Annotated in this window: 1 pseudogene; it reads left to right on the plus strand. The window is 67.4% G+C overall.

Annotated features, from left to right (window positions below):
* Positions 1 to 264 precede the first annotated feature (264 nt).
* A pseudogene (locus P3H15_RS54985) lies at positions 265 to 474 on the plus strand (phosphatidylserine/phosphatidylglycerophosphate/cardiolipin synthase family protein); the annotation flags it as partial.
* Positions 475 to 534: the final 60 nt, after the last annotated feature.

The following is a 534-nucleotide window of genomic DNA, read 5'->3' on the forward strand; positions in this document are numbered from 1 at the left end:
CGGACACCTCGTCGAGGCGGCGTCTGGCCTTCGCCAGCAGGCCCTCGAGTTCGAGGATGCCGACTTCCACTTCTTCCCGCTCGGCCAGGCGGCGGGTGAGCTCGTTCGGGGGGGATGTCGTCTTCATCTGTTCACGGTACGCAGGTCAGCCGGCCCGAGGAGGCCGTCCTGTTCCTCGCGTGAGAGGTGTGCGTCGGAGTGGTTCACGAGGTGACGGAAGGGCCGTACGCGGCCGGGGCGGGGTGGGCGATCACTCGGCCTCGGCGCGTGCTGTCGTCGCCGGACCTGCACGCCAATGTCATCGCCACCGAGCGGTGGGCGGTCATCGGCTCAGCGAATGCCTCGCACAGTTCCACGATCGCCGTCGAGGGGGTGGTCATCACCGACGACCCGGACCTTGTTGCCGCGGTGCGGGGGTTCATCGACGGCATCGAGGAGGTCACCGAGGTCGATCAGGTGTTCCTCGACGACGCCGTCGCGAAAGCGCACAGGTTCGTGCGAACGTGTGCACGGTGACGCCTGAAATCTCACAGG

Source organism: Rhodococcus sp. T2V (genome assembly GCF_029269925.1).
In the GTDB taxonomy this organism is placed as follows: domain Bacteria; phylum Actinomycetota; class Actinomycetes; order Mycobacteriales; family Mycobacteriaceae; genus Rhodococcus_F; species Rhodococcus_F koreensis.